The following is a 20363-nucleotide window of genomic DNA, read 5'->3' as shown; positions in this document are numbered from 1 at the left end:
TTTTTTAATAGAAAGGGCTCTGCAAGAAAGCGCCCGATGCTGCTGGATTCTAGCCGCTCGGATGGGCGCCAAGCGGCTGAATTAATTGGGGAAAACACGGATGAGCGGGCGCAATGCCGCGCCCGCTCGCGCACGTCAGACGCAGCGTCCGCCGTCCACTTCGAGGCTTACGCCGGTGATGAACTCGGCGTCGTCGGAGGCGAGATAGAGCGCGGCGTTGGCGATGTCCTGCGGCGTCGAGAGGCGCCCGAGCGGGATCGTCGCGAGGAATTTCTGGCGGTTCGCGGGCGTGTCCTCCATGCCCATGAATTCGGACAGGAGCCCGGTTTCGCCCATCACCGGATTGATGCAGTTCACGCGGATGCGGTCCGGCCCGAGCTCGACCGCGAGCGCCTTGCTCGCGATGATCACCGCCGCCTTGCTGCCGTTGTACCAGACGAGGCCCGGACGCGGCCGCACGCCCGCCGTCGACGCGATGTTGATGAACGCGCCGCCGCCCTGCTGGCGAAAGTACGCCACGAACTGCTCGACGCTCCAGTAGATGCTCTTCACGTTCACCGCATAGACGCGGTCGAACTCGGCTTCGGTCACTTCCAGCACCGGCTTGTTCCGGTGCGTCGTGCCCGCGTTGTTCACGACGACCTGCACGCTGCCGAAGTCCTCGATGGCCGCATCGAAGAGCGTCTGCCAGTCCTCGCGCTTGGTGACGTCGCCCTGCACCGCGATCGCGCGGCCTCCGGCGAGCGCGATCTCGCTCGCGACGCGCTCGGCGCCAGGTCCGTTCAGATCGTTCACGACGACGTTCGCCCCTTCGCGGGCAAAGGTCTTTGCGATGCCCTCGCCGAAACCCGAGCCCGCGCCCGTCACGATGGTCGTTTTGCCTTGCAGTCGCATAGTGTCTCCTTTTTTGTCGGCTCGATCAGCCGTGTTTGATTGCAATTGTCTTCAGGACCGTGAAGCCGTAGAGCGCCTCGAAGCCTTTCTCGCGGCCGTGCCCCGAATGCTTCACGCCGCCGAACGGCAGCTCGACGCCGCCGCCCGCGCCATAGTTGTTGATGAACACCTGCCCCGAGCGCACGCGGCGCGCAAGGCGCATCTGGCGGCCGCCGTCGCGCGTCCAGATGCCGGCGACCAGGCCGTAATTCGTGTCGTTGGCGAGCCGCAATGCGTCGTCTTCGCTGTCGAACGGCAGCGCGGCGAGCACCGGGCCGAAAACTTCCTCGCGCGCGAGACGGTGGGTCGGCGGGACGTCGCGCAGGAGCGTCGGCGCCTGATAGAAACCCGCTTCCGGCGCCTCTGCGACCACTTCGCCATGCGCCGCCATCGCGATGCCGTCGTGCTGCGCGTCGGAGAGGAAATCCCAGACGCGCTGCTGCTGCTTCGCGCTGATGAGCGGCCCGCAGTCGAGATCGAGCTTGCTCGGCCCGACCTTCAGCGCCGAAAACGCTTCCGCGAGCCGTTCGACGAGCGGCTCATACGCGGCGCGCTCGATCAGCACGCGGCTGCCCGCCGAGCACGTCTGGCCGGCGTTCTGCACGATCGCCGCGACGAGCACGGGCAGGGCGGCGTCCATGTCGGCATCGGCGAAGACGATCTGCGGCGATTTGCCGCCGAGTTCCAGCGTCACGGGGACGTGGTTGTCGGCGGCCATTTTGGTGACGGCCGCGCCCGTCGCGGGCGAGCCGGTGAACGAGATGTGATCGATGCCCGGATGCCGCGCGAGCGCGGCGCCCGCCTCGTGGCCGTAGCCCGTCACGATGTTGAGGGCGCCTTCGGGAAGGCCCGCCTCGGCGGCGAGTTCGGCGACGCGCAAAAGCGACAGGCACGCGTCCTCGGCCGGTTTCACGACGCACGCGTTGCCTGCCGCGAGCGCCGCCGCGACGCTGCGCCCGAAAATCTGCAGCGGGTAGTTCCACGGCACGACGTGGCCGGTCACACCATGCGGTTCGCGGATCGTCAGCACCGTGTAGCCGGTCTGGTAGGGCAAGGTTTCGCCGTGCAGCTTGTCGGCGGCGCCCGCATAAAACTCGAAATAACGCGCGATGCCCGCCGCGTCGGCGTGCGCCTGCTTGAGCGGCTTGCCGGTGTCGCGTGCTTCGAGCTGCGCGATCTCGTCCTTGCACGCGGCGATCAGCATCGACAGCCGCGCGAGGATGCGCCCGCGGTCCGCGGCGCTCGTGTGGCCCCAGGCCCCCTCGTAGGCGGCGCGCGCCGATTGCACGGCGCGGTCGATGTCGGCGGCGTTGCCGCGCGCGAGCTGCGCGAATACCTGGCCGTCGGAGGGATCGACGACGGGAATCGTTTCGCCGACAGCCGGTGCGACCCAGCGGTTGCCGATGAAGTGCTTCGCTTCTTCCATGCGTTGTCTCCTGTGTCGACCAGAGCTGGCGCTGTCGGCCAGAGTTGGCGCTTCAGCGCTTACTCCGGTCCCATGCCTTACTCCGGCCTCATGCACCATAGTTGCCGTCTAACGGTCGGGTTCGTCTTTTCCGACCGACGCTCCTGACCGATTATCGCGCCATCGGACGAGTCCGAACCCAAATCCCGATTGGCTATAATGACGCATTCGCGCGTTTTCATTTCCAAAGCGTCCCGTTCACGCGTCGCGCGGTGCGCGTCACCGGCTTCAGAACCTCAACTTTCTCAGAGAGCGCTCATGAGCTTCAACAACGTACCCCCGGGCAAGGACCTTCCGCACGATTTCAACGTCATCATCGAAATCCCCGCGCAAAGCGATCCGGTCAAATACGAAGCCGACAAGGACATGGGTCTGCTCGTCGTCGATCGTTTCATCGGCACCGGCATGCGCTATCCCGTCAACTACGGCTTCATTCCGCAGACGCTCTCCGGCGACGGCGATCCGGTCGACGTGCTCGTCATCACGCCGTTCCCGCTGCTGGCAGGCTCGGTCGTGCGCTCGCGCGCGCTCGGCATGCTGCAAATGACGGACGAATCGGGCGTCGACGCGAAACTGGTCGCCGTGCCGCACGACAAGATCTGCCCGATGACGGCGCACATGAAGTCCATCGACGACGTGCCCGAGTACCTGAAAGACCAGATCAAGCACTTCTTCGAGCACTACAAGGCGCTCGAAAAGGGCAAGTGGGTGAAGGTCGAAGGCTGGGCCGGCGCCGATGCCGCACTGAAGGAAATCACGGACGGCGTCGCGAACTACAAGAAGTAAGCGGGTCGGTTCGCCGAGCGGGAAAAAAGGCCGCGCGTGCTCCGGGCAATCCGGGCACGCGCGGCTTCTTTGCGTCTGGCGCGCTCGACGCGCTAGGCGGGTGTCTCTGGCGACGCGTCGGCTTCGCGCGCCGGCACCACCGAGTCGAGCGTGCGCACGCCCGCGATCAGCGCGCGCTTTTCCATCGCGGAGAGCCGCTTGACCCAGTATTCCGCGCGCGACGCCTCCGAGCGCCCGGCCAGTTCGAACGACGCGAGCACGGCAAGCGGCTTCCTCGAGCGCGTATAGCGCGCGCCCTTGCCGCTCGAATGCTTTTCGAAGCGTGCGTTCACGTCGGTCGCGATGCCGGTGTAGATGCTGCCGTCGGCGCATTCGATCAGGTACAGGAACCACGGCATGGCGTCGTATCGGGCTTGGGGGAAACGGGTTGCCGCGCATTATCGCCGAGAGCACCGCTTTGGGGCGAGCGTTCGCGCCGAAGCGGACGGCGCATTTTTTCGACTTGCGCGAGAATAGGCCCTTTCGCGCCGCGCCCGTTCGATGAATCACCGGATGGTGGCGCCGCGCTTCGGAACACCCAGCGAGGACGCCTCTTGAATCGCGATGTCGAAATACATGTGGTCGATACGCTCGAAGGCGTGACCGCCGACGACTGGAACCGCCTCGCCGGCGACAATCCGTTCGTGCGTCACGAGTTTCTCGCGGCGCTGCAGGACACGCGCTGCGCGATCGCGCGCACGGGCTGGCGCGCGCAGCATCTGCTCCTCAAGCGCGGCGGGCAACTGGCCGGCGCGATGCCGCTCTATCTGAAGTCGCATTCGCGCGGCGAGTATGTCTTCGATCACGCCTGGGCCGACGCCTTCCAGCGCCACGGCATCCGCTACTACCCGAAGGCGCTGTCCGCGGTGCCGTTCTCGCCTGTCACCGGCCCGCGCCTGATCGCGCCGAATCACGAGGACCGCGTGACGCTCGCGCGCGGTGCCATCGAGCTGACGAAGCGTCTCGATCTCTCGTCGCTGCACGTGCTGTTTCCGCAGGCGGAGGACGTCGAAGCGCTGACGGATGCCGGCTACATGCTGCGCGAAGGCGTGCAGTTTCACTGGGAGAACCTGCCCGGCGACGGCTATGAGAGCTTCGCCGCTTTCCTCGCGACGATGAGCCACGACAAGCGCAAGAAGGTGAAGCAGGACCGCCGCCGCGTCACCGATGCGGGCGTGCGCTACACCTGGCTGCGCGGCGCGCAGATCGATACCGGAGCGCTCGACTTCTTCTACGCTTGTTACGAGAACACGTATCGCGAGCACTGGAACCCGCCATATCTGAGCCGTGAATTCTTCGCGCAGGTTCACGCGGCGGCGCCGGAGAGCATGCTGCTCGTGATCGCCGAAGCGGGCGGCGAGCGCCTCGCGTGCGCGCTCAACATGATCGGCGGCGACGTGATGTACGGGCGTTACTGGGGCACGCGCGAGTTCATCTCGGGGCTGCACTTCGAGACGTGCTACATGCAGGGCATCGAATATTGCATCGAGCACGGGCTCGCGCGCTTCGAGGGCGGCGCGCAGGGCGTGCACAAGATGTCGCGCGGCATGTTGCCGACTCCGACGTGGTCCGCTCACTGGATCGCCGACCGGCGCTTTGCCCACGCGATCGGCGAATTCCTCGACGCGGAAACCGCCGCGATGGACCAGCACATCGAAGAACTGGAAGCGCATACGCCGTTCAGGAAGAAGACTTGAGGAAGCAGAGGGGACGTAAAAACCCCATGCGATAATCGATTGCCTTCGAGCCCCGTTTCAGCGCTTCACACGACTCCCGACATGAAAACCCGAATTGCACTAGCCCAGATCAACGTCACGGTCGGCGATTTCGCCGGCAACGTCGCGAAAATCGTCGATGCCGCGAAGAGCGCGCATCGCGATGGTGCGAAGCTTCTGATCGCGCCCGAACTCGCGCTGTCGGGCTATCCGCCGGAAGACCTGCTGCTGCGTCCCGCGTTCTATCGCGCGAGCGCCGACGCGCTCGCGTCGCTCGCCGCCCAACTGAAACCGTTCGCGGGCTTGCATGTCGTCGTCGGCCATCCGCATCGCGAGAACGACGGCGCGCCCGATCTGCCGATCGCGCGCGGCGTGCCGCCCGTCGACACGTTCAACGCGGCGTCGCTGATCGTGGACGGTGAGATCGTCGGGACCTATCTGAAGCAGGATCTGCCGAACGCCGAAGTCTTCGACGAGAAGCGCTACTTCTCCTCCGACCCCAAGCCCTTCGTCTTCGATCTCGACGGCGTGCGCTATGGCGTCGTGATCTGCGAGGATGCGTGGCACGCGTCGGCGGCGCAGCTTGCAAAGGCGGCGGGCGCCGAAGTGCTGCTGATCCCGAACGGCTCGCCGTTTCATCTCAACAAGGAGTCGGTGCGCTACGACATCCTGCGCGCACGCATCCGCGAGACCGGCTTGCCGATGGTTTATGTGAACCTCGTCGGCGGACAGGACGAACTGATCTTCGACGGCGGCTCGTTCGTGCTCGATGCGAACGGCGAACTCGTCGCGAAGATGGCGCAGTTCGAGGAAGCCGTCGGCTATGTCGAATTCGACGGCACCACGCCGGTGCAGGGCACGATTGCCGCGGACCTGTCGGTCGAGGCGCAGGTGTATCGCGCGCTCGTCGTCGGCGTGCACGACTACATCGGCAAGAACGGCTTTCCGGGCGTGATCATCGGGCTGTCGGGCGGCGTGGATTCGGCGTTGGTGCTTGCCGTCGCGTGCGATGCGCTCGGACCCGATCGCGTGCGCGCGGTGATGATGCCCTCGCGCTATACCGCCGACATCTCGACCACCGACGCCCGCGACATGGCGCAGCGCGTCGGCGTCAAATACGACGAGATCGCGATCGCGCCGATGTTCGAAGCCTTCCGTGGCGCGCTCGCGAAGGAGTTCGAAGGCCGCGCCGAAGACGCGACGGAGGAGAACATTCAGGCACGCATTCGGGGCACGCTCCTGATGGCGCTCTCGAACAAATTCGGCTCGCTCGTGCTCACGACGGGTAACAAGAGCGAGATGGCGGTCGGCTACTGCACGCTTTACGGCGACATGGCGGGCGGCTTCGCCGTGATCAAGGACATCGCCAAGACGCTCGTGTACCGGGTCTGCCACTATCGCAACCAGACGGACGCGTACGGCCGCCGCGACGTGATCCCGGAACGCATCCTGACGCGCGCGCCGTCCGCTGAACTGCGCGAGAACCAGACCGACCAAGACAGCCTGCCGCCCTACGAAGTGCTCGACGCGATCATGCGCATGTACATGGAAGAGGACCGCTCGCTCGCGGAGATCGTCGCCGCCGGCTACGCGCCGGATGACGTGAAACGCGTGACGCGCCTCATCAAGATCAACGAATACAAGCGCCGTCAGGCGCCTATCGGCATCCGCGTGACGCATCGCGCGTTCGGCCGCGACTGGCGTTATCCGATCACCTCGCGGTTTACCGAACCGCTGGCTTGATCAAACCCGTCTAGAATCAAATGCATCTGTCCTGAGTTCCGACCATCCGAAAGATTCACCGAAACGAGGCACGCCATGAAACGTATCACCGCAATCATCAAACCGTTCAAGCTCGACGAAGTCCGCGAAGCGCTGGCCGAGGTCGGCCTGACAGGTCTGACGGTCACGGAAGTGAAGGGCTTCGGCCGCCAGAAGGGTCATACCGAGCTGTATCGCGGGGCGGAATACGTCGTCGATTTCCTGCCGAAAGTGAAGATCGAAGTCGTCGTCGCGAACGACCAGACCGATCAGGTCATCGACGCGATCATCGGTGCCGCGCGCACTGGCAAGATCGGCGACGGCAAGATTTTCGTCGCCGACGTCGAGCGGGTCATCCGCATCCGCACCGGCGAGGAAAACGAAGCGGCGGTCTGACGCCGGTTCCTTTCCTGTTCGCATCATTGCCGGCCCGGCGCGCGCACCATTGCGGCGCGCGTCGTGAGCCGCGCATCATCCGGCGCCGTCGCGACGCGCGCTAAAGTACTCCCGCCGTTTTTTCGAACGTCCGCGACCCGCACGGGTCCATGCGGTAATATCGCCGTCTCTGTATACTTTTTGTAAGGATTTGTGGATGCATCACGCGATCGGCTTCATTCAGGATCTGGCGGTGATCATGGCCATCGCGGGCGTCGTCACGGTGCTGTTCCATCGCCTGAAGCAGCCGGTCGTACTCGGCTACATCGTGGCGGGCGTCATCATCGGGCCGTACACGCCGCCGTTTCAGCTGATCCACGACGAAGCCACGATCCAGACGCTCGGCGAACTCGGTGTAGTGTTCCTGATGTTTTCGCTCGGGCTGGAGTTCAGCCTGCGCAAGCTCTTCAAGGTCGGTGCGACGGCGTTCGTCGCGGCGCTCTCCGAGATCGTGCTGATGATCTGGCTCGGCTACGAGATCGGCCGCTGGTTCGGCTGGAACGCGATGGATTCGCTCTTTCTGGGCGCAATGCTCGCGATCTCCTCGACGACGATCATCGTCAAGGCGCTCTCCGAACTCGGCATGAAAGGCGAGGGCTTCGCGCAGTTGATCTTCGGCATCTTGATCGTGGAGGACATTCTCGCGATCGCGATGCTCGTGCTGCTGTCCGGCATCGCGCAGACGGGCTCGGTGAGCGCGGGCGTCGCGTTTGCCACGCTCGGACAACTGATGCTTTTCATGACGGTGTCGCTCGTGGTCGGCATCCTGATCGTGCCGCGCGCACTCGATTACGTCGCACGCGCGAAAAGCGACGAGATGCTGCTCGTTACCGTGCTCGGCTTCTGCTTCGGCTTTTGCCTGCTCGTCGTGAAGCTCGACTACAGCATCGCGCTCGGCGCGTTCCTGATCGGCGCGATCATGGCGGAGGCGCGCAGCCTTCATCGCATCGAAAAGCTGATCGCGCCCGTGCGCGACATGTTCTCCGCGATCTTTTTCGTGACGATTGGCCTCCTGCTCAATCCGACCGTGCTCATCGACTACGCATGGCCGATCGCGGTGATCACCGTGGCGGTCGTGTTCGGCAAGATCGTGTCGTGCGGGCTCGGCACCTTCCTCGCGGGCAAGGACGGACGCACGTCGATGCGCGTCGGCATGAGCGTCGCGCAGATCGGCGAGTTCTCGTTCATCATCGCGTCGCTCGGGCTGTCGCTCAAGGTGACGAGCCCTTTTCTCTATCCGATCGCGGTTGCCGTCTCCGCGTTGACGACGCTTTTCACGCCCTACCTGATCCGCGCCGCCGATCCGATCACGATGCGTCTCGCGCGCTCGATGCCCGCGCCGCTCGCCAACACCTTCGGGCTGTATTCGCAGTGGCTCGCGAGCATCGGGCCGGACTCGGGCGGTCCGACCATCTTCAGCCTGACGCGGCGCATCGTGCTGCAGATCGCGGTGAATCTCGCCCTCGTCGCCGCGATCTTCCTGGGCGCGTCGTATTCGGCACCGTATGCGACGGGATATCTGTCGCGCTGGCTGCAAACCGACGACATGCAACGCGTCGTCCTGTGGAGCGCGGCGCTCGTCGTCTCGATGCCGTTTCTCGTCGCGGTGTATCGCAAGCTCGATTCGCTCGCGCTGTTGCTCGCTGAAGTGAGCGTGCAACCGGCAAAGGCGGGGCGTTTTACGAGCGCGATCCGCTCGACGATTTCCGGGCTGATCCCGATCGTCGCGATGTTCGGGGTGTTCCTGCTGGTGGCGGCGCTGTCGGGCGGCATCCTGCCGCCGTTCGGCCTGATGATTGCGGTCCTGCTTTGCGCGGCCCTGTTGCTCACGGTATTGTGGCGCTGGTGTGTGAAGATTCACGCGACGATGCAGATCGCATTGCGCGAGACCTTCGAGGAGCCGCGCGATCATTCCTGATTCTTTTCTCAGGTTCTCGATTCGTTCAGTTCCAGCAATAATGTGAGCAATTGTTTGATGGTTTGCCGCGTCCGGACCAGAGGCGGATAATCAAATTCTGTCCATTCTCACAGCGCTTAATGCGCCTGACACGGAATGAGCGAAAACAAAACGCCTGACGCCGGCCCGGCCGGCACTCAATCTTCCTCCGGCGATGCCGCATCTTCGGCGGGCGCCGACAGCAAAGCGGTTTCGTCTGCTACGTCCGCTTCGTCGACGGTTTCTCCTTCCGGCACTGCTCCGGCGGCTCTCGGCCCGCAAGCTAGCGCCGCCGAGCGCGCATCGACCGACCAGCCCGCGAGCGCCTCCAGCGTCGAACCCGCTGACAAAACCGCAGCCCAGCGCGCGGAAGCGCGCGAGGCGCGGGCATCGGCTGCGAGCGCGACGGCCGCGCAAGAGGCGACAGCCCGCGCGGGCGGCGCGCCATCGGCGAAGGCGAGCCTCGCGGCGAACGTCGAATCGGCGACCGAAGCCGAAGCCGCGCTGGCCGCCGAGGAAGGCGACACGATCGACATGCCCGCGACCACCGCAACGCCGAGAGCGCTGCCGCCGGAATTGAGCTCGACGCCTGACATCACCGCCGCCAATCCGCCGCCGCCCATTCCGCCCGATTCGCAGGCGCCGCCCGCTTATCTGCGCAAGACGGACTCGGCGTGGTCGGTGTTCGGCCGCGTGATGGCAGCGCGGGCGCGCCAGATCTTCGATCGCGCCGGCCAGCGGATCACGCAGCGCACGCTACGCATCGGCGTGTCGGCGCGGATCTTTCACCCGGAGCCGGGCGCGAAGGGCCTGCGCGGCAAGACGCTGCAGTATCTGGAGGAATCGATCGCGCACTGGGTCATGTCGCGCGACGTGCTCGTGTTCATGATCCCGACGGTCGGCCATCAGGGCATGCTGCATCCGAGCAACATTCGTCTGCGCGACTACGCGAAGCATCTCGACGGCCTGCTGCTGCAAGGCGGCGCCGACGTCTCGCCGCAGTCCTACGAGGAAGCGGCGACGCGTCCCGAATGGCCCGGCGACCGCGTGCGCGACATGTACGAGCTCGAACTGCTGCACGAGTTCATCGAATCGGGGAAGCCCGTGCTCGGCGTGTGCCGCGGCTGCCAGCTGATCAACGTCGCGTTCGGCGGGACGCTGTATCAGGACATCGCCACCGATGTCCCGACTGCGGGCATCCACGTCAACGAACAATACGACCAGCACCGTCACTCGATCCGTTTCCCCGAAGGCTCGACGCTCGCCAACATGTTTCCGGCACGCCGCGACGCCATGGTGAACTCGATCCACCACCAGGCGGTGCGGACCATCGGGCGCGATCTGAACATCGAGGCGGTGTCGGCCTCGGACGGGATCATCGAGGCCGTGCGCTATCGGCGTGCGCCGTTCGTGGTCGGGGTGCAGTGGCACCCGGAGTTCCATCGCGCGGGCGGTGAGGAACTGCTCGACTGCACGCCGCTCCTCGATACGTTCCTGCGCGTCGCGCGGGAGACGCGGTTCTAGGGCGGCGCTTGGCCGGTCGTTCAAAAGCAAAAAGCCCGCTTGCGTGAAGCGGGCTTTTTTCTTTGCTGCGGTCGAGATTGCGGGCGGTCAGCGCTCCGACGCGCCGAGCGAAGGCAGACCGGCCTCCGTCTGACGCTGAAGCTGCTCGACCTGCAACTGCAACGCGCGCAGCTTGCGTTCGGCGGAGAGCTTGTCGCCCTGAAGCGTCGCCGATTCCGCCTGGAATTGCTGCTGCCGCTGCGAGACTTCGTTGTCCTGCGCCCGCGCGATCGACAGATCGGCGGAAAGGCGTTTCGCGCGGTCGTCGGAGACGGCGATCACGCGTTCCAGCAGCGCCTTCTGCGCCTGCAACTGCATGCGGCGAATCTCGTTGTCCGCGAGATCGTAGCTCTTGCGCGCGAACTGGGCGTAGACCGTGTCGGCGCGGGCGTCGTCCTGCGTCTTCACGACGCGCCAGAAACGCTTGTCCTGAAACAGCGCGACGTAATACACCATCTCCTGCGGATAAAAGAAGAGCGTCGCGCCATAGCTGCCGTTGTAGGTCGTGCGCAGTTCGGTGAGCTGTCCGGTCTGCACCATCTGCCTGAGTTCCGCGACGTTGCCCTGCGCCTGTGACGGGGAGAGCGCGTCGGCCAGATCGTCGGCGTCGACGGATGAGAGCGGAGCAGGTTTCGGCGCTGTCGCGGCGCTCGCCGGACGGGGCGCTGCGAGCAGTTCGAGTGCATGCGCGGCAGGCGCGAGCGCACCGCAAAGGGCGAAGGCGACGGCGAGCGTCGCGTGCCGCAAATAAAGGGTAGACGTCATGGTGGCCTGGCGCCGATAGAGTGAATGAGGCGAGTGAAGGCCCGCTCGCGGGTCGGATCGGGCGGGCGCGGATCGAAACGTTGGGTGGGTCACTTCATGAATTCGCCGGGAGCGTCGGTGACGCGCTGCTTCGACAACTGCACGCCAGCGTTCGACGCATCGCCCGCCTGCACACGGCCGCGCGATGCGGCATGCGTGAGCGAACTGTTGTCGTCGAGGGTAGGCGAATGCTGGAGCATGTTGTACATCTCGGCGACGCTCATCGTGCGACTGGCCGGCTGTGCGGCCGGCTTGCCCTGCTGATGCACGACGACGGGCACTGCCGCAACGCGGCTTGCGCGAGTCGCGTTCGCTTGCGGGGCGCGCAGCGCGATGAGCCGGTCGTAGGCGACCGCGCGCGCCGAATTCGACGATGCGCCCGCGCCGCGCCGCTTGCGGCACAACTGCTCGACGCCGGCTTCGCGCGTCGTGCGCAGCGGCTTCGTCGCGACACGGGACGGCGCGGGGTAGATCTCGTTTGCTTTCGATTGCGCTGCGGCGACTTTGACTTCGCCCTTCTCGGCGATTTTCGACGACTGCGGCGCGGCGCGGACCACGCTCGAAATCGTGCGGCAAAGCAATGGCCCAGCGGACACGACGTCCGGCGCGACACTATTTGTGACCTTTGCGGCAACGGGATCGCTCGCCGCCGGGTAGGCACGCGCGACGACCGGACCTGCGCTTGCGACTGTCACGTGAAACGCACTCGCCGGAGCGGCCGGAGCGGCGCTCACTGAAACGACTGGAGCGGCGCTCGCGTTCGCTGCAACGACCGGCGCAGCTTGCGTGGCTGGCGTGAGCGCCTGCTGGCGCTGGTCGCGCTTCGACTCCTGCCCGGCGCCGAACATGAGCCACGTGAGAACGCCAGCGCTCGCCAAGGCGATCGCGCCGCCTGCGAGCTTCCTGTTGGCGACACGCTTTACAGGCGGATTCGCAGATTCCGCCTCCGCGCTCGGCGCAGTCGATTCGAACGGCATCGGCGACGGAGCAGCCCCGACGATGCGCGGAAAGAGCGCGTCGAAGTCGGAACGGGAGAGGTTGTGCCAGAAACTGGCGGGCGTGTAGGACGAAGTCGCGTCGCGGATCGTCAGCGCGCTGACGTAGGCAGTCAGCAGCCGGGCCGCGTAGAACGGCACCTCGTACTCGGAGAACGTGGGCCGCGCATGAGCGGCCATCCACTCGCGACCGAAAGTCACGGCCTGATTGGCGAGAGGGTACAAGGTTGGCAAAAGCAGATCGCCTTGTACATCGATCATGGGAGCGGTCATGGGTCTTCTCGGTTCCGAATTCGTGCGTCTAAGCTGCTCGTGTTTTCATCAAGCAACCTGCACGTACTAGCCAGATGGCCGTGTGCCAGACAAGGGCATCTGATGCGGAACACCCGGAGCAGCGACGAAAGCCCGGCGATCATACGGACCGGCGAAGTCGAAAACGATAAGAGTTATCCGATTTAACTTTTTGACAAACGGGCTTGTCTTGACACGCTTCAGTCGATGCGGTAACGGCGGCGCCGCGCCTCATTCCAGCGCCAACGCATAGACGAGGGAGACGATGTCGATGCCGCCCATGTGGTCGTCCTCGCGTGCGGAGAAGCGCCAGCCGCGCGATTCGTAGAAGCCGATCGCGGCCTGATTGCCTTCGAGCACCAACAGATGCAGCCGACGCGCGCCGCGTTCCAGCGCCCATGCCTGCGCAGCGGCGAGCATGGCCGTGCCCGCGCCGGCGCCCTTGAATCCCGGCAGCGCATGCAGGTTGTCCACAAGAACGCTGCCGTGCACGTCAGGATCGACGAGGCAGACGAAGCCGATCGGCTCTCCGTCCAGTTCCGCGATCCACACGATGCCTTCGCCCGCGTCGATCTCCTCCATGCGCTTTTTCCAGTGCGTCGCGCGCTCGACGGGCGCCTCGTTGTCGAGGAATGTGTCGGGCAGGAGGCCGCGATACGTCGCCGCCCAACTTTGCGCGTGCATGCGTGCGATCAGCGCTGCGTCAGCGCGCACCGCCTTGCGCAGACGTAAGGAAGCCGGGTTATCCGTATGCTTAGAGATAGGCATATGTAAGGCGATTTTAAAGTAAAAATGATCGAAATTAGCCGACGTTGAGTCGCGCGCAACCCGTTCGGTGGCGTTAATATTGGGCGTCCCGGGATTTCAAAAGACCTGCGGGAAAACCCTTATACCGGCGGCCAGTGCTGCTGCAGCCGACAGCCATCGGCGGCGGCCCGTTTTCAGGATGCACCGGCGCCGGGTCTAATCGAGAGAGTCATGTCCACGTCACACCCCATTCCCGCCAACGAGTCCAAGTTCAAGACGGTGTTTCGCGTCGTCAGCGGCAACTTTCTTGAAATGTACGACTTCATGGTCTACGGCTACTACGCCTCGGCGATCGCCAAGACCTATTTCCCGAGCGGCGACGAATTCGCCTCGCTGATGCTCGCATTGTCCGTGTTCGGCGCGGGCTTCCTGATGCGGCCGGTCGGCGCAATCGTGCTCGGCGCCTATATCGACCACCACGGCCGGCGCAAGGGCCTCATCCTGACGCTCACGCTGATGGCGATCGGCACGGCGTGCGTCGCGCTCGTGCCGGGCTACGCCACGATCGGCGCGCTCGCCCCGATCATCGTGCTGGGCGGGCGGCTGCTCCAGGGCTTCTCCGCGGGCGTCGAACTCGGCGGCGTGTCGGTGTACCTGTCCGAGATCGCGACGAAGGGCAACAAGGGCTTCTATTGCTCGTGGCAGTCCGGCAGCCAGCAGGTGGCTGTCGTGTTCGCCGCGCTGATCGGCGTGATCATGAACCGCGTGCTGCCGCCCGAGCAGATGACCGCCTGGGGATGGCGCGTGCCGTTCCTGATCGGCTGCCTGATCGTGCCGTTTCTCTTCATCATCCGCCGGTCGCTGCGTGAAACCGACGAGTTCCTCGCGCGCAAGCATCGTCCGAGCATGGGAGAGATCGCAAGGTCGATGGTGCAGAACTGGAACATCGTGATCGCCGGCATGGGCATGGTCATCATGACGACCGTGTCGTTCTACATGATCACCGCCTACACGCCGACCTTCGGCAAGGAAGTGCTGAAGATGTCGGCGATCGACACGCTCGTCGTGACGGTGTGCGTCGGCTTGTCGAATCTCGTGTGGCTGCCGGTGATGGGCGCGCTTTCCGACCGCATCGGACGCCGGCCCGTGCTGCTCGTCTTCACGATCCTCACGATCCTGACGTCGTATCCGGCCGTGCAGTGGCTCGTCGCGGATCCGTCGTTCCTGCGGCTGCTCGGCGTCGAACTGTGGCTCTCGTTCCTCTACGGCAGCTACAACGGCGCGATGGTCGTGGCGCTGACCGAAGTCATGCCGGTCGACGTGCGCACTACGGGTTTCTCGATGGCCTACAGCCTCGCGACGACCATCGGCGGTTTCACGCCGGCGATCTCGACGTACCTGATTCACGCAACCGGCAACAAGGCGGCGCCGGGCCTGTGGATGGGGCTCGCGGCGATCTGCGGTCTGGTCGCGACGCTCGTGCTGTACCGTTCGCCCGAGGCACGCAACCAGTACAAGACGGCGTAACGGCCTCGCAAAAAACGAACCCCTCGCGGCCATTCGGCGCGAGGGGTTTTTTTATTTATGCGTCGCGCACCGCCGCCGCAACCTGCGCGACGACATCCGCCCACTCGCCCGGCGCGCTCTGTCGATAAAGCTGCGCCTTCGGATACCACGCGCTCGAAGGCGTATCGATGCCCCAGCGCCAGTCGGCGGCGTGCGGCAGCATCAGCCAGAGCGGTTTGCCGAGCGCGCCGGCCAGATGCGCCACCGACGTATCCACTGACACCACGCCATCCAGCCGGTCCACGATCGCACCGGTATCGGCGAAATTGCCGAGCCTGCCATCGAGCCGGTGAATCGAATTCGCGTGCGGATGCGCATCGAGCGCGGCGCGCTCCTCGCTCGTGAGAACCGGCTGCAGCGCGATCCAGTCGATGCCTTCGAGCGCGAAAAGAGGGTCGAGCAGCGCGAGCGGCATCGAACGCGTCTCGCCCGGCTGCAGGCGTCCCGACCACGCGATGCCGATCTTGCGCTTCGCCTGCCCGCCGATTGAACCGCGCCACTTGCGCCGGTAGGCCGCCGGAATCACGAGATACGGCGTGCGTGTGGGGATCGACTCGAGCGTCGTCATGCCGAGGGCGAGCGGCAGGCTCATCAGCGGGCAGAACGCGTCGGCTTTCGCTGGCGCATCCGCGCTGCTCGCGAGTTCGATCCGCGCCGCCTGCGCCGCGGGTTCGAGGAGCGGCAGAAGCGCCGGCTGCACCTGCAGCACGAGGCGCCCGACGAGCTTCGCGGCGAACGGCGCGAAGCGCATGAACTGCAGCGTGTCGCCGAAGCCCTGTTCGCCGCGCACCACGAGCGTGCGGCCGGGCATCAGTTCGCCGGTCCAGCGCGGCAGTGGCGGCGCTTTTTCCGTGCCGGGCGTGGCGAGGCGCCATTCGTAGGCGGGCAGGCCGCGCGCGTAGTCGCCCAGTGCGAGGAGCGCGAGCGCGCGGTTCAGATGCGCAGCCGGCTGCTCGCGATCGAGGCGCAGCGCCTGATCGAACGCGCGGATCGCCGCCGGACGATTCCCCAGCGCGAGATGCGCATTGCCGAGTTGCAGCCACGCGACCCCATACTTCGGATCGAGTCCGACCGCGCGCTCGAAGCGCGGCAGCGCTTCCTCGTAACGGCCGAGCGCGGCGAGCGCGTGCCCGAGGCCGAAGTGCGCCGGCGCGAACTGCGGCTGCATGCGGATCGTCGTCGCCAGCGCGTCGATGGCTTGCGCGGGCTGGCCGGCCGCATCGAGCAGATTGCCGAGGTTGAAATGCGCGGCGACGTAATTCGGCTCGGCGTCGATGGCGGCGCGAAACTGCGCGATCGCGCCGTTGAGGTCGCCGAGCGCGTTGAGCGCCATGCCAAGGTTGTTGTGCGCGCCCGCGTGTTGCGGACGCAGTGCCAGCGCGCGGCGGAACGCCTTCGCGGCATCGTGGAAACGGGAGAGCGCCGCAAGCGCGTTGCCGAAGTTGTTCCAGGCCGCGGCGTCGTCGGGCTGCAGGCGCAGCGTCTTTTCGAACGCGTCGGCGGCGTCTTCGTGACGGCCCACCGCCGTGTAGGCGTTGCCGAGGTTGTACTGCGCGAGCGTGAAACCCGGCTTCAGCGTGAGCGCGTTGCGAAAGCGCTCGATGGCGTCGTCGATACGGCCGAGCGCCTTCAGCGCATTGCCGAGGTTGAGCTGAAGCCCCGCGTCGGTCGGACGCAGGTCCACCGCGCGGCGCACGAGCTCGGCCGCTTCCGCGTGCTGGCCTTGCTGGTGGCGCAGCACGCCGAGCAGATGCAGGGCGTCGACGTGGCGAGGTTCGGCGGCGATCGCGGCCTGATAGTCGCGTTCCGCTTCGGTCAGGCGGCCGTCACGATGGGCCGCGAAACCGCGGGCGAATACAGTGTCCATGACGGAAGAAGAATGCAAACCCCGCATTTTCCCACATCGGCGATGCCGGTCCGCGAGATTGACAGTGCACGGCTCTGACCGCTAACATATGAACACGTATTCACATGTTATTGGATGAAGCGCACAGTGGCCTCGATCATCACCGCTTCCGACGACCGCGTTGTCCCGCTCGCCGATCTCTTTCGACTGCTCGGCGATCCGACGCGCCTGCGCATCGTGCTCGCATGCGTCGACGAGAAGCGGGCGGTGGGCGCGATTGCGGAGACGCTCGGGCTGTCGGCGTCACTCGTGAGCCATCATCTGCGCCTGTTGCGGGCCGCGCGCGTCGTGCGGGCCGAACGGCAGGGCAAGCAGGTCTTCTATCTCGCCGCCGACCGCCACATCAGCGCGATGATCGGTGAACTGCTCGAACACGTCGCCGAGCCGCAGGGCGATTTCCGACCGGACAACGAGTAAATGAACACGCACACGCACGACCATCACGAGCATTCTCATGATCACGACCACAAGGACGGCCACGATCACAGCCATGGCGGCCACCATCACCATCACGCGCCGCAGGAAGGCCAGGGCCGCGTCTTCGCGCTCGCGATCGGGCTGAACATGCTGATCGTGGTCGTGCAGGGCATCTACGGTTTCATCGCTCATTCGACCGCGCTGCTCGCCGATGCCGGCCACAATCTCTCCGACGTCCTCGGCCTGTTGCTTGCCTGGGCCGCCGTCTGGCTCGGCAAGCGCCAGCCGTCGCAGCGCTATACGTTCGGACTCGGCAGTTCGTCGATCCTCGCGTCGCTCGCGAACGCCGCGCTGCTGCTTTTCGCGTGCGGCGCGATCGCGCTCGAAGCGATCCAGCGGCTTCTGAATCCGGCGCCCGTCGCGGGCTTCGACGTCTTCGTCGTCGCGACGCTCGGACTCCTCGTGAACGGCTTCTCGGCCTGGCTTTTCATGCGCGGCAGCAAGGAAGACCTGAACGTGCGCGGCGCGTTTCTGCACATGGCCGCCGACGCCGCGATCTCCGCCGCCGTCGCCGTGAGCGGTCTCGTGATCCTGTACACGGGCGCGAGCTGGATCGATCCGCTGATGAGCCTCATCGTGGTCGCGGTGATTGTCTACGGCACCTGGGGCCTCGGGCGCGACGCGATGCGCCTCGCCATGGCGGCCGTGCCGCCTTCGGTCGACATGCTGCGCATCCGGCAATACCTGTCGGACATTCCGGGCGTCGACGACGTGCACGACCTGCACGTGTGGGCGCTCTCGACGACCGAAAACGCAATGACCGCGCATCTGGTGATGCCGAAGGGCCATCCCGGCGACGCGTTCGTCGACGGCATCGTGAATACGCTGCGTGTGGACTACGCAATGCATCATGCAACGCTGCAGGTCGAACTCGGCACGACTCATCATCATTGTGCGCTGCACACGCGCGCGTAAGTTTGCGGCGAGAGAGCGCGAAGCTTCCCTCAGCCGAAACAGGGCACGAGCGGCGTACACTTGAGGACGTGATGATTCAGGGAGGAGTGCATGTTCGCGCCAAAGGTGAATCCGCACGACAAGCTCGATGTGGCGCCGGTCCTGATCGTCGGCGCGGGTCCCACGGGCCTCGCCGCCGCGATGAGTCTCGCTCGCGCGCACATCCCGGTCCGGCTCATCGACCGTGCGCGCGAGCCGTCGCCGCATTCACGCGCGATCGGCATCCAGGCGCGCACGCTCGAACTCCTTGAGCAGCACCGCATCGTCAAACCGTTCCTCGAACTCGGCCACCGCGCGCGCGTCGCGAACCTTTATTCGAACGGCCAGCGGCTCGCGCGGCTCGATTTCGATCCGCTCCAGACACGCTATCCCTATCTGCTGTTTCTCGACCAGTCCGAAACCGAGCGGCTGCTCACCGAGCATCTGAAGACCTTCGGCGTGTGGATCGAACGCGGCGTCGAGCTCACTGATTTCTCGCAGGGTTCGGCGGGCGTGCAGGCGACGCTGCGTCATCCGAACGGGCGCGACGAGACCCTGCGTCCGTCGTACATGATCGCCTGCGATGGCGCGCACAGCATGGTGCGGCATCGGCTCGACATCGGCTTTACCGGCAAGACCTTCGAGCAGACCTTCCTGCTCGCCGACCTGCAGGCCGACTCCGACTGGCCCGACGACGAGTTCCACATCTTCGCGTCGGGCGCCGGGCTCGCGGCGCTCTTCCCGATGGGCGACGGCCGCGCGCGCCTGATCGCCGACCTGCATTCGCCGCCCGAGTCCGATCACGGCCCGTCGCTCGACGACTGCCGCGCGATCGTCGAGCGGCGCATCCATCATCGCGTGACGCTGTCGGACATCGGCTGGTCGTCGTATTTCCGGCTCAACAGCCGCATGGTGGACCGGCTGCGCGTGGACCGCGTCTTTCTCGCTGGCGACGCAGCGCACGTGCACAGCCCCGCCGGCGCGCAGGGCATGAACACGGGCATTCAGGAGGCGCTCAATCTCGGCTGGAAGATCGCGCGCATGCTTTCGGGCGGCGCGTCGGACCGGCTGCTCGACAGCTATCACGCCGAGCGCCACCCGATCGAGCGCGACGTGCTGCGCCAGTCGAGCATGCTCACGCAGATGGCGGAGGCCGAGCATGGTCCGATGAAGCTGATGCGCGACCACGTGATGCCGGCGCTTGCCGCGATCGGCCCTTTGCGCGACGCGATGCGGCGCACGGTGAGCGAACTGTCGATCCAGTACCGGCGCTCGCCGCTGACGCTTGAGCGTCTGCTCGACGGCGGTCCGCGCGCGGGCGAGCGTGCGCCGGATGCGCGGGTGCATGTCGTCGACGGGCCGCTCGGGCGTGCGCCCGGCTTTTGCTGCCTCTACGACCTGCACGATCCGGCGTATTTTTCGCTCTTTCTGCTGATCAACCCGGAAGGCATCGACGACATTGCGCTCGCGCCCGCAACCATCACGGTCGCGCATGCGATGCGCGATCCCGATCTGAACGGGCTCGCGGAACAGGTGGAGAGGGTGCTGCCCAATGCAGTGCGCGTGTGGCGCATCACGGACATCATGCAGGGCGAGGGCGCGCAGTCGCTGACGGACAACTATGGGCGCACGCGGCCGTCGTTCTATCTGGTGCGGCCGGACGGCTATATCGCGACGCGCGGGCGTGCACCGTCGGACGTGCATGGTCTGTTGCGCCACTGCGAGACGTGGTTCAGCGCAAACGCGAGCGCTAGTGAGGAGCCGGCGGAGCCGCCGTATCGGGAGGATTAGGGGTGGTCGTCACATCGTTTGATGTTTCTGCGCTTCTATAGAACTTGCTTGCTTAGTGGTTTATTAGCTCTGCCCCTGTCCGGGGCGGGGCTTACTTTCTTTGCTGCTGCAAAGAACGTAAGCAAAGAAAGCAGCTTTTTCAGGCAGCAGTCACAACACGTCAACGCACCAGCAATACCGAGTGGCGCAGCGCCTAAGTGTCGCCCTCAAACATCGACGC

General features: G+C 65.5%; 16 protein-coding genes and 1 pseudogene. 10 read left to right on the top strand and 7 right to left on the bottom strand.

The genetic code is table 11. The features are described from left to right. Nucleotides 1-135: 135 nt before the first annotated feature. Both AWB81_RS29875 and AWB81_RS29870 read right to left on the bottom strand, forming a co-directional pair. On the bottom strand, nucleotides 136-894 hold the full coding sequence (locus tag AWB81_RS29875; RefSeq protein WP_062640355.1) for an SDR family oxidoreductase: 759 nt from the start codon (nucleotides 892-894) through the stop codon (nucleotides 136-138). A gap of 25 nt (nucleotides 895-919) precedes the next feature. After that, the gene (locus AWB81_RS29870) at nucleotides 920-2359 is read right to left on the bottom strand and encodes an aldehyde dehydrogenase family protein (RefSeq protein ID WP_062640353.1); all 1440 of its coding nucleotides are present in this window, start codon (nucleotides 2357-2359) and stop codon (nucleotides 920-922) included. 297 nt (nucleotides 2360-2656) lie between these two features. Here AWB81_RS29870 and ppa point away from each other — a divergent pair, with 297 nt between their 5' ends. Then, a complete protein-coding gene (gene ppa / locus AWB81_RS29865) occupies nucleotides 2657-3184 on the top strand; it encodes an inorganic diphosphatase (RefSeq protein WP_062640351.1) in 528 nt (175 codons plus the stop codon). Between the two features lie 128 nt (nucleotides 3185-3312). Here ppa and AWB81_RS29860 read toward each other — a convergent pair. Beyond that, nucleotides 3313-3582: pseudogene (locus AWB81_RS29860) on the bottom strand (GIY-YIG nuclease family protein); the annotation flags it as partial. Between the two features lie 195 nt (nucleotides 3583-3777). Here AWB81_RS29860 and AWB81_RS29855 point away from each other — a divergent pair. The 5 genes from AWB81_RS29855 to AWB81_RS29835 all read left to right on the top strand — a co-directional run bounded on the left by AWB81_RS29855 (nucleotide 3778) and on the right by AWB81_RS29835 (nucleotide 10594). Further along, the gene (locus AWB81_RS29855; RefSeq protein ID WP_062640347.1) at nucleotides 3778-4920 is read left to right on the top strand and encodes a GNAT family N-acetyltransferase; all 1143 of its coding nucleotides are present in this window, start codon (nucleotides 3778-3780) and stop codon (nucleotides 4918-4920) included. Nucleotides 4921-5001: 81 nt separating this feature from the next. Then, nucleotides 5002-6681: an NAD+ synthase gene (locus AWB81_RS29850; protein ID WP_062640344.1), complete on the top strand. Its 1680-nt coding sequence runs from the start codon at nucleotides 5002-5004 to the stop codon at nucleotides 6679-6681. A 75-nt stretch (nucleotides 6682-6756) separates the two neighbouring features. After that, entirely contained in the window at nucleotides 6757-7095 is a 339-nt protein-coding gene (glnK, locus tag AWB81_RS29845) for a P-II family nitrogen regulator (RefSeq protein WP_008342452.1), read from the top strand. Nucleotides 7096-7291: 196 nt separating this feature from the next. Next, complete coding sequence (locus tag AWB81_RS29840) at nucleotides 7292-9052, top strand: cation:proton antiporter (RefSeq protein ID WP_062640342.1); 1761 nt, start codon at nucleotides 7292-7294, stop codon at nucleotides 9050-9052. 135 nt (nucleotides 9053-9187) lie between these two features. Further along, nucleotides 9188-10594, top strand: coding sequence for a gamma-glutamyl-gamma-aminobutyrate hydrolase family protein (locus AWB81_RS29835; protein WP_062640336.1), 1407 nt, complete (start codon nucleotides 9188-9190; stop codon nucleotides 10592-10594). Between the two features lie 87 nt (nucleotides 10595-10681). Here AWB81_RS29835 and AWB81_RS29830 read toward each other — a convergent pair whose 3' ends face one another. The 3 genes from AWB81_RS29830 to AWB81_RS29820 all read right to left on the bottom strand — a co-directional run bounded on the left by AWB81_RS29830 (nucleotide 10682) and on the right by AWB81_RS29820 (nucleotide 13491). Continuing rightward, complete coding sequence (locus tag AWB81_RS29830) at nucleotides 10682-11398, bottom strand: DUF2968 domain-containing protein (RefSeq protein WP_062640334.1); 717 nt, start codon at nucleotides 11396-11398, stop codon at nucleotides 10682-10684. A gap of 89 nt (nucleotides 11399-11487) precedes the next feature. Next, a complete protein-coding gene (locus tag AWB81_RS29825; RefSeq protein ID WP_062640329.1) occupies nucleotides 11488-12705 on the bottom strand; it encodes a hypothetical protein in 1218 nt (405 codons plus the stop codon). A 249-nt stretch (nucleotides 12706-12954) separates the two neighbouring features. Continuing rightward, nucleotides 12955-13491: a GNAT family N-acetyltransferase gene (locus AWB81_RS29820; RefSeq protein WP_062640326.1), complete on the bottom strand. Its 537-nt coding sequence runs from the start codon at nucleotides 13489-13491 to the stop codon at nucleotides 12955-12957. 210 nt (nucleotides 13492-13701) lie between these two features. On the opposite strand from AWB81_RS29820, the gene AWB81_RS29815 reads away from it, so the two are divergent. After that, complete coding sequence (locus AWB81_RS29815; protein ID WP_062640324.1) at nucleotides 13702-14997, top strand: MFS transporter; 1296 nt, start codon at nucleotides 13702-13704, stop codon at nucleotides 14995-14997. 55 nt (nucleotides 14998-15052) lie between these two features. Here AWB81_RS29815 and AWB81_RS29810 read toward each other — a convergent pair whose 3' ends face one another. After that, complete coding sequence (locus tag AWB81_RS29810; protein WP_062640323.1) at nucleotides 15053-16903, bottom strand: tetratricopeptide repeat protein; 1851 nt, start codon at nucleotides 16901-16903, stop codon at nucleotides 15053-15055. A gap of 114 nt (nucleotides 16904-17017) precedes the next feature. Here AWB81_RS29810 and AWB81_RS29805 point away from each other — a divergent pair, with 114 nt between their 5' ends. From AWB81_RS29805 to AWB81_RS29795, 3 genes are all read left to right on the top strand, one after another. Beyond that, nucleotides 17018-17359, top strand: coding sequence for an ArsR/SmtB family transcription factor (locus AWB81_RS29805; protein WP_062640322.1), 342 nt, complete (start codon nucleotides 17018-17020; stop codon nucleotides 17357-17359). Continuing rightward, complete coding sequence (locus tag AWB81_RS29800; RefSeq protein ID WP_062640321.1) at nucleotides 17360-18334, top strand: cation diffusion facilitator family transporter; 975 nt, start codon at nucleotides 17360-17362, stop codon at nucleotides 18332-18334. 90 nt (nucleotides 18335-18424) lie between these two features. Further along, nucleotides 18425-20143, top strand: coding sequence for an FAD-dependent monooxygenase (locus AWB81_RS29795; protein ID WP_062640320.1), 1719 nt, complete (start codon nucleotides 18425-18427; stop codon nucleotides 20141-20143). Nucleotides 20144-20363: the final 220 nt, after the last annotated feature.

It is taken from the genome of Caballeronia arationis (genome assembly GCF_001544975.2).
Lineage (GTDB): Bacteria > Pseudomonadota > Gammaproteobacteria > Burkholderiales > Burkholderiaceae > Caballeronia > Caballeronia arationis.
Note: the sequence above shows the minus strand (reverse complement) of the source record. Positions and strands in the feature narration are given on the sequence as shown.